This is a genomic window from Nonomuraea sp. K271 (genome assembly GCF_009908215.1).
Taxonomy (GTDB): Bacteria; Actinomycetota; Actinomycetes; order Streptosporangiales; family Streptosporangiaceae; genus Nonomuraea; species Nonomuraea longispora.
In genome coordinates this window covers 26,246-34,831 of sequence record NZ_JAAAHR010000097.1, presented here as the reverse complement: position 1 = coordinate 34,831, position 8,586 = coordinate 26,246, and the positions used below count along the sequence as shown (strand labels likewise).

The window sequence follows — 8,586 nt, the reverse complement described above, 5'->3', positions numbered from 1 at the left end:
GGGCAACTTCCCGCAAGCGTTCAGCCACATCGGGATCATCGCCAGCGGCGTCAACCTCGCACGAGCGAAAGCAGGCACCACGGCATGATCGACCGACTCGTCATCCTCGGCGCCACCGGCGACCTCAACGCCCGCTATCTGCTGCCGGCTCTGGTCGCCCTGCGCGCGGGCGGACACCTCGCCGACCGGTTCGAACTCACCTGCGCCGACCGGCAAGGCTGGACCGACGAGGAGTTCCGCCGCTGGGCGTCCGCCCAGCTCGACCGGCACGCTGTGATGGAGCCCACCGAGGCCAGGAAGGCGATCGCCGACTCCGCCCGATACCGGCAGGCGGACGCCACCAACGCCGCCGACATGGCCTCGCTCGTCGCCGGTGGCGGGCCCGTCGCCGTCTACCTCGCCCTCCCGCCGGCGATCTTCCCCGGCGCGGTCGCCGCCCTCGGCGCCGCGAACCTGCCGCCGGGCAGCCGGATCGCGCTGGAGAAGCCGTTCGGCGAAAACCTCGCCAGCGCGGTGGAGCTGAACCGGCTACTGGCGGGCGTCGTGCCCGAGCACGCGGTGTTCCGCGTCGACCATTTCCTCGCCATGACGACCGTCCAGAACGTGCTCGGCAGCCGGCTGGCCAACCGCGTCCTGGAACCCATCTGGAACAGCTCCCACATCTCCGAGGTGGAGATCGTCTGGGACGAGACCCTGGCCCTGGAGGGCCGGGCGGGTTACTACGACGGCGTTGGGGCGCTCAAGGACATGGTGCAGAACCATCTGCTCCAGGTGCTGTGCCTGGTGGCCATGGAACCGCCGCTCAGCCTCGGCGAACGCGACCTGCGGGACCGGAAGATCGACGTGCTCCGCTCGGTGCGCCCGCTCACCGACGACGACGTCGTACGCCGCACTCACCGCGCACGCTACCTGGCCGGCCGCGTCGGCGACCGCGACGTCCCCTCCTACGCCGAGGAGGAGGGCGTGGACCCGCGGCGCCGTACCGAGACCTTCGCCGAGGTAGAGCTGGCACTGGAAAGCTGGCGCTGGTCCGGCACGACCTTCCGGCTCCGTTCCGGCAAGGCGCTCGGCCATGACCGCAAAGAGGTCGCAGTGCGCTTCCGCCCCGTACCGCACCTGCCCCTTGGCCTCGACGAGGAGGTCGTGCCCAACGTGCTGCGCTTCGGGCTGGAGCCGGAGAGCATGACCCTGGCGCTTGCCGGCATCGGCAGCAACGCCCGGACTCTCGCCCCGCTCACCCTCACCGCGCAGCCGGCGCCCTCCGAACTGCCTGCCTACGGCCGGCTGCTGGCGGATGTGCTGCTCGGGAACGCGGCGCTGTCCATCCGTGCCGACGAGGCCGAAGAGGCCTGGCGGGTTCTCGAACCGGTCATGTCGGCTTGGTCCAGGGATCTGGTGCCGCTTGCTGAATATCCGGCCGGATCGGACGGTCCCGCCCGAGTGAGGAGCAACTGATGCCGCCGACGGAGCGCCCCACGGGCGGCCTGCGCAGCCTGGTGGATGGACTGGTGGGCCTCATGAAGGTCGTTGCCGGCCCCGACTCCTCGGGGCCGGCAACGACCTTTGGGTGATGCGTGTGGTGGTGCCGATCTCCAAGACCCAGGGCTGCCAGCATATGGCGGATCGTTTGCCATGTCGGTCAATCAATATCCGAGCACCCACGCCTACGTTGGGTGCCTGTGACGACACGAATTGCTATCACTCGATCAAGAATTGCCGAACCCGGCCTGAAACGGTGGGCCGTATCCGGAGTGGCGCTTCTGAGCACGTTGTCGGCCTCGCTCCTACTGGCGCAGCCTGCCGCGGCGCAGCCGGTGCCGTTGGTCGAGGAGGACTTCACGGGAGCCACCGCGATCCCGGAGTTCCGGGCCGTGGGATCCGCCTGCCTGACCGGGGCGCCGGCCGCCGCCGAGCCACCAGGGCCGGGTAACCGCCCGCTCACAGGGTGTCCGGAGAACGCCGCGGGTCCCGTGCCGCCGACCGGAGCAGCCCCATACGGCTACCTCCAACTGACCAGCGCCGACAACGACCAGACCTCAGCTGTCCTGTACGACGAGCCGATATCTGCCGAACAGGGCCTGCAGGTGACCTTCGAGCAATGGCAGTACGGCACCACCACGCCGGAGTTCTCGCCCGCAGACGGCATCTCCTTCTTCCTCATCGACGGCGCCGCCACGCTCGACCGGCCCGGCGCCTTCGGCGGCAGCCTCGGATACGCCCAGAAGCTGCCCGACGACAACCCCGCCAACGCGTTCGAGCCCGGCGTCAACCAGGGCTACGTCGGCGTCGGCCTGGACGTCCTGGGCAACTACTTCGGCGATTGGGAACAGCGCGGCCGCGGCTGCGCCCAGCGTTCACCAGCCGGCACCGAATTCCGCATCCCGGCACCGGGAGCCAACATGGTGACGCTGCGAGGTCCCGGGAACGGAACGGAGGGCTACTGCTTCCTGACCGCCACCACCAGCAACTTCACCACCACCGGGCCGTGGCCCTCGACGTTGCCGGGCCAGCTGCACGGAGAGACGACGACGGTCCCTGGCGACCCCCAGGCGGCGCAGGCCGCGCTCGAACCGTCGCGCCGCACCGTGAACGTCCGGATCACCCCGGCGCCCGATCCCGTGCTGACCGTGTCGATCGACTTCAACGACGGCAACGGCATGCAGCAGGTGCTGTCCACGCCCGCGCCCACACCGGTGCCCGCGACGTACAAGTTCGGGTTCGCGGCCTCCACCGGCCTGTTCACCGACGTTCACCTGATCCGCAACGTCGTCGTCCGCCCGGTGGCGGAGGAGCCGGAATTGACGCTCGTCAAGCGGGTCGCCGAGGACTCCCAGCTGCCCGACCCCGTGCCGGTGGGCACCACGGTGCCCTACGAGTACGAAGTGACCAACATCGGCAACATGAACATCACCGACCTGACCGTGAACGACGACGTGGTCGACCAGGTCACCTGCCCGCAGACCACCTTGGACGTCGGCGAGACGATCATTTGCCGCGGCACCCACACCGTCACGCCGCGAGACGCCGAACGCGGCTCGATCACCAACACCGCCACCGCGACCGGCAGGGCAGACTCGACAGAGGTCACCTCGCCCGAGTCACAGGTCACGATCGAAGTCACGGGCGAGGAGGGAGCGCTGGAGCTGGACAAGAGCGTCGACAACTCCCGCCCGTACCGTCCCGGGGACACGGTCATCTACCGATACACCGTCACCAACAACTCCCCCAGCACGGTGGCCGACCTGAGGATCGACGACAGCCACATACAGGACATCACCTGCCAGGCCACAACCCTCGACCCGGGCGCCGTCACCACCTGCACGGGCACCTTCACCGTGCCGAACAAGGGTGGCAAGCCGACGTGCAAGGGGCACGACTGTCGCCATTCCATCACCAACACCGCCGTGGCCAGAGCCGGAGACTTGACCTCCGCCCCGGCCACGGCCACCATCCAGGTGGTGCAGGAGCCACACCATTGCTCGCCGGGGAAGCCGGGAGAGAAAAGGCCGCACCATTCCTGGACGCCTCACCACGGCACGAAATCGGGGTGTGGCTCGGTGACTCCGAACGGGAGCTCGGTAAGCCTGGACGAGACGTGGATGTGGGTCACCGACTCTCCTGATCGTCCCGGCGACGGGGAGGTATCTATGGGTACGAGAACCGCCTCGGCACGCGGGTAACGAAGCCCGCTGTGAGCATCCACGCCGACGGCTTCGGCCCGGCCGGTCCGCGCCCTTGATCGGCCCGGGCCATCACGCAAAGGCCGTTGCGGGCCCGGAGTCCTCGGGGCCGGCAACGGCCTTCATGACGCCCACAGTCCATCTACCAGCTGCCGAGCCGGCACGACAGGAGCGGCAGAAACAGCGACGTTTACCGTGGCGAAGGGTCTTCAACGAGGGTGAACTGAGGATGATGGACGTGCAGGCTGATTTCGGCTCGAACACTGACTCGGCCGCATGCGCGCGCTGCACCGACGCCCTGCAGCAGGTGCTGGCATCGATAGGGACGGGGCTGGCGGGGGCCGGCGTTCCCGCGCGTCGTTCCGGTACGCGGCCCGCCAGCGTTGGGACGCCATCGCCAAGGCGCTCAAGCCCGTCTACACCGCCCCGACCGAGGCTGCCGCCCTGGAGCGGTTCCACGAGTTCGCCGAGCTGTGGGGCACGCCGCGAGTCGGTCAACGCCCGGATCCGGTGGGCGGTCAAGGCCCGCGGCCACTAGCCGCCCTGAACGCCTTCGCCATCACCTTCCAAGGCCGCCTGACCCCGACCACCCGCCAATCAAACGAGATCGAGATACACCACCGACTGGACACCCCGCTGCTGTTCCTCGGCCTGGACCACGAGGGTTTCGCGGGCGGCTTGCTGAGCTTCGAGGTCGCGCTGCAGGTCGTCCATCAACCTGGCCGCTTCGGAAGGCCGCGTTGACCCGGGCGATCCGGTTACGGAGGACCGCACTGGGGCTTCCCTCGACGGCCGCCAGTCGCTGTTCAGCCGCGAACCACACCAGCGTGGTGACTCAGGGCTCGGCGTAGTGACCGTGTGGTGTGGCCGTCGCGGCAGCCGCCGTCGCTGCGGCCAACGAAACCGGCCGGACTCAGGTTGACCTCGACAGTGGTTGAGGTTGAAGACTTGGAGAATCTGAAGCCGCAGTCCGCGCGTGAAGCGCAGAGGGGAATTCATCCATGTCGTTCACCGAAGAAGAGCTCGCATATCTGCAGTCGCAGCCGCTCGTTCGCATCGCCACCGTCTCCGCGGACGGGCAACCGGACGTGGTCACGGCGAGCTTCGAACTCGACGACGGCAACTTCTACATCGGTGGCATCAGCCCGCAGGAGACCCGCAGGGTCCGTAACGTTCGAGCCGGGCAGCGGAAAGTCGCCCTGATCGTTGACGATCTGGTGTCGACCGATCCGTGGACACCGCGCTTCATCAGGGTCTACGGCACGGCCGAGCTCGTGGAGCGGGAGGGGCACCTAGGGCCGGGCCACTACATGAAGATCATTCCGGCCCTCTCCTGGAGCTGGAACCTCCAGGGACATCCTGTCGCCGACGCCGACGCCGACGACGCAGGCCAGGCCCCCCTTCGGCGAACCGTCCATGAGCCGACGTCCGCCCATGACGCGGCCGCCACGCTACCGCCCACCCCCACTGACACCCTTCGGGCCGGTTCTCCCGAATGAATCGGTGCTGCGGCCTCGGCTGCCCGGCGTGGTGGACGCGGAGATCGAGCAGGTAGCCGATCGGTGGGGGCGGATCCGGCACGGACGAGGCCGGTACGGTGTGGGCGTCAGTCACCTATGGTGTGGGGGTTGGTTCGGGTGCGCATCGGGCTCTTGGCAGACGAGATGGGCCCATCTCTGGACACGGTCATCGAGCAGTGCCGCGCCGCCGCCACGGCCGGCTTCGCCGGGGTCTGGCTGGGGCAGCGCACGGGCCGGGACGCGCTGACCACACTGGCGGTCGCCGGGCGTCAGGCCCCCGGGATCGAGCTCGGCACCACCGCCGTACCGACCTATCCTCGGCACCCACTCGCCCTGGCAGCCCAGGCGTTGACCGTCCAGGAGGCCGTCAGCGGCCGGCTCAGCCTGGGGGTAGGAGTCAGCCACCAGCACATCATCGAAGACCAGTACGGCTATTCCTTCGACCGGCCCGCCCGTCACCTCCGCGAATACCTGTCCGCGCTGGTCCCGCTGCTGCGCGGCGAGAGCGTCACCTACCAGGGCGAGACGCTCAAGGCCGTGGGCGCGGTCGACATCCCGGCGGCCGCGCGGCCGTCGGTGCTCGTCGCCGCGCTCGGCCCGGCGATGTTGCGGGTGGCAGGAGAACTCTCTGACGGAGCCATCACGCTATGGGCCACTGCGGCCAGCCTCGCCGACCACGTCGTGCCTGCGATCACCCGGGCGGCCGGTCGGGGCCATCCTCGCGTGATCGCCTCCACCTTCGTCTGCGTTACCTCCGACCAGGACGCCCGCAGGGCGTGGGTCAACGAGCACTTCGGGATGGCCGGTCAGTTGCCCGCCTACCGCGCCATGCTCGACCGAGGCCACGCCGCCGGTCCCCAGGACACCGTCGTCATCGGTGACGAGACCGTGGTTGAACGCCAGATCCGCCAACTGTCCGACGCCGGCGCGACCGACCTTCTTGCGATGCTTCTCGGGCCCGAGGAGGAACAGGCCCGGACCACCCAACTCCTGGCCGATCTGGCTGCTGGATAGGACCCCGCCTACTCCGGGTGTGTCCAGTCAGTGGCGTATCTCGATCTTGTTTGATCAGCGGGTGGTCCTACCACGAACACCTGCACCGCCGCTGGAACGAGGGCAGCTTGCGGACGGTTGCGGGGTGCAGGCCGAGTTCCCGGGGTGAAGGTCTCCGTCGGCGTCGTACACAAAACCCTCGCAGCCGCTGCCGAGGCCAACCCCACTGACCAGCCCCGGACTCCCTGAGGAGCACGCCGTGCCACTACCGAAGATCCCGCTCGAAACTCCCCGCGGCAAAGTCCTCAGCTGTGGCCAGGCGTGGGAGATCCGGCTCCTCGTGACAGCGGCAGTACCGGAATGCGCAAGGTGGTCGTGCCGGTGGTGAAACGGAAGGTGACGTCGATCGGAGTGGCCCCGAGCGGGCGGTGGATGTCAATGAGTTCCAGGTGCGGACGATTGTGCCCCTGCTGCAGGGAGAGGGTGCCACGAGCGGGAATCGTGACGGTCACGGCTTGCCGGGGGGCGGACGGGCTTGCGCGGTATTCGACCCTTTTGGCGTGTACGGTGCTGACGCCGTCGAGTTCCTGAGGTCTGTCGCTGTTGTTGACCAAAGTCAGGTAAAGGCCCAGGTCGTCGCCGGCCTTCTGCTGATCCATCGGCGGGGCCAGGATGTGGACATGCAGCAGCTGCATCGCACCAACCTGCCCATCGACCAGACCCTCCCGATTCCGGGTGGATTGCGGTAGAGGGGACTCCCGTTGAGCAGGGTTACAGGCTAGGAGTATCGACAGCAGCCAGACCGACAACAGGAAGCGAAGCGAAGCGTGCCATGCCTTAACTCCCGCGCTGCCATGTGTTGTGCTCATATCGCGCTTCCGTGTGACGTGCGGGGCTACTCTGGTATGGCCGTGGTGAGGTCAGGACCGTGGTCCGGCGACCGCGGGCCGCGTAGAACGAACCGTGCGCCGCGAAGGTTGCTTCCAAGTGCCGCAACTCGGGCCGGCAGTCGTGAGCGCCGCCTGCAAAGGGTTGACCGCATGCACGATGTACCCACCTACGATCCGGACATACCAGGTCCTCCATCCCCACCCGCCCAGACGAGCGCCCTGAACGCCTACTCAAGCTGACGGACCACCCCCGGGCGGCCGACAGGAAGATTCGACACCCCACGAGCTAGGTCTTCCTTCACCGTCACCGCCGACATGTAGCGCAGCGAATAGTGCAGCCGGCCGGCGTCCGCCTCCTCACCCGCTCATCCGGGTGGCGGGCGCACGGCACCCGCCACCCCGCCGGGGTGCGAGCTCAGTACGCGATGAACCCGTACAGCGCCAGGTGGTCCGACTTCGTGCCGCTCACGGTGTGATCGATGGCCGACGGCTGCACCGTGCCCTTGACGAACAGGTAGTCGATCTTCCTGGTGCCGAAGGTCGGCCGCGCTCCGTAGCCGGTCATGCCGAAGCCGCTCAGCGTGGAGGAGGCGATGTTCCTCCGGTTGGCGTCGATGCCGATCACCCGGATCGTCGAGGCGTTCATCAGGCGCGTGGCGTCCGCGCCGACGTGGATGCCGGAACCGGCGACGCCGGTCGTGCCCGCACCCGCGCAGGCATTCGCGCCGTTCTGCTCGGGTAGGTGCATGGTCGCGGCGAAGACCGTCGTCCCCGTCTCCTTGATCGAGAATTTCGCCGCGATGGCGCTCGTACGTTTCCACTTGTGCCGGTTGGCCGCGCCGTCGTCGTTGTTCGGCGGCTTGTAGAGCGTGCATCCGGCTCCGCCGGCGTACGCGGTGCCGGGCTTCAGCCAGCCCGCGCTCCAGTATTTCGAGACGTCGCCCGCCGCCAGGCTCAGCGTTCTGGTGTTGTAGATGATCGCGTTGGTCTGCTTCTTCTTCAGGTCGCCCAGCGACTGCCGGTTGCAGTGGTGGGAGCCGCCCCACGGCTCGGGATCGTCCCAGGCCACGATCGCCCTGTACGTGCCCGCCGGATGGCCGAACTTCGCGGCGAGCTGGTCGGCGTAGGCCGTCGCCTGTCCCGTGCCGCGGACCTGCTGCACGATCAGCAGGTCCGGAGCCTGTACGCCGGAGGTGCCCGTTCTGCCGCCGTCGTCGACCAGCATGGAGGTGAGGTGGTCCGGGCCCGAGATCCGGGTGCACGAACCGTCGGCGTTGTTCCTGACGAGGTTCTCGATGTTGTTGGTGTAGACCCGGAGCACTCGGTCAGTAGCGCCCGCGCTCACGTCGCCCGCCTGCGCGACCGAGGCCGATGCGGTGCCCATGACGGCCACGGCAGCCGCCACGAACGCTGACGCGCCAGAAGATCGGGAGGTTAATCGCATTCTTGCACACTAACGACGAACCTCGGCGGTGAGGAGTTCTCGCGCGGACCGGGCAGGAT

6 protein-coding genes and 1 pseudogene are annotated in these 8,586 nt (G+C 68.3%); 5 read left to right on the top strand and 2 right to left on the bottom strand.

The annotated features are described in order from the left end of the window. Positions 1-84 precede the first annotated feature (84 nt). The 5 genes and pseudogenes from GUY59_RS28560 to GUY59_RS28540 all read left to right on the top strand — a co-directional run bounded on the left by GUY59_RS28560 (position 85) and on the right by GUY59_RS28540 (position 6,214). Entirely contained in the window at positions 85-1,455 is a 1,371-nt protein-coding gene (locus GUY59_RS28560; RefSeq protein ID WP_138202785.1) for a glucose-6-phosphate dehydrogenase, read from the top strand. Positions 1,456-1,751: 296 nt separating this feature from the next. Further along, positions 1,752-3,680, top strand: coding sequence for a DUF7507 domain-containing protein (locus GUY59_RS28555; RefSeq protein ID WP_138202783.1), 1,929 nt, complete (start codon positions 1,752-1,754; stop codon positions 3,678-3,680). Between the two features lie 351 nt (positions 3,681-4,031). Then, positions 4,032-4,424, top strand: a pseudogene (locus GUY59_RS47695) (hypothetical protein); the annotation flags it as partial. A 257-nt stretch (positions 4,425-4,681) separates the two neighbouring features. Beyond that, positions 4,682-5,179, top strand: a complete 498-nt coding sequence (locus GUY59_RS28545; protein ID WP_138202781.1) for a PPOX class F420-dependent oxidoreductase — start codon at positions 4,682-4,684, stop codon at positions 5,177-5,179. A 165-nt stretch (positions 5,180-5,344) separates the two neighbouring features. Then, positions 5,345-6,214, top strand: coding sequence for a TIGR03564 family F420-dependent LLM class oxidoreductase (locus GUY59_RS28540; protein ID WP_138202779.1), 870 nt, complete (start codon positions 5,345-5,347; stop codon positions 6,212-6,214). Positions 6,215-6,498: 284 nt separating this feature from the next. Here the strand turns inward: GUY59_RS28540 and GUY59_RS28535 are convergent, their stop codons facing one another. Next, positions 6,499-6,888: a copper chaperone PCu(A)C gene (locus GUY59_RS28535; RefSeq protein WP_161714745.1), complete on the bottom strand. Its 390-nt coding sequence runs from the start codon at positions 6,886-6,888 to the stop codon at positions 6,499-6,501. A gap of 610 nt (positions 6,889-7,498) precedes the next feature. Next, a complete protein-coding gene (locus GUY59_RS28530; protein WP_236667592.1) occupies positions 7,499-8,467 on the bottom strand; it encodes a hypothetical protein in 969 nt (322 codons plus the stop codon). Positions 8,468-8,586 lie beyond the last annotated feature (119 nt).

Excerpts from the sequence above, each read along its gene's own strand:
- GUY59_RS28560 (WP_138202785.1), top strand. The coding sequence starts at position 85 with ATGATCGACCGACTCGTCATCCTCGGCGCCACCGGCGACCTCAACGCC.
- GUY59_RS28545 (WP_138202781.1), top strand. The coding sequence starts at position 4,682 with ATGTCGTTCACCGAAGAAGAGCTCGCATATCTGCAGTCGCAGCCGCTC.
- GUY59_RS28540 (WP_138202779.1), top strand. The coding sequence starts at position 5,345 with ATGGGCCCATCTCTGGACACGGTCATCGAGCAGTGCCGCGCCGCCGCC.
- GUY59_RS28535 (WP_161714745.1), bottom strand. The coding sequence starts at position 6,888 with ATGCAGCTGCTGCATGTCCACATCCTGGCCCCGCCGATGGATCAGCAG.
- GUY59_RS28530 (WP_236667592.1), bottom strand. The coding sequence starts at position 8,467 with ATGGGCACCGCATCGGCCTCGGTCGCGCAGGCGGGCGACGTGAGCGCG.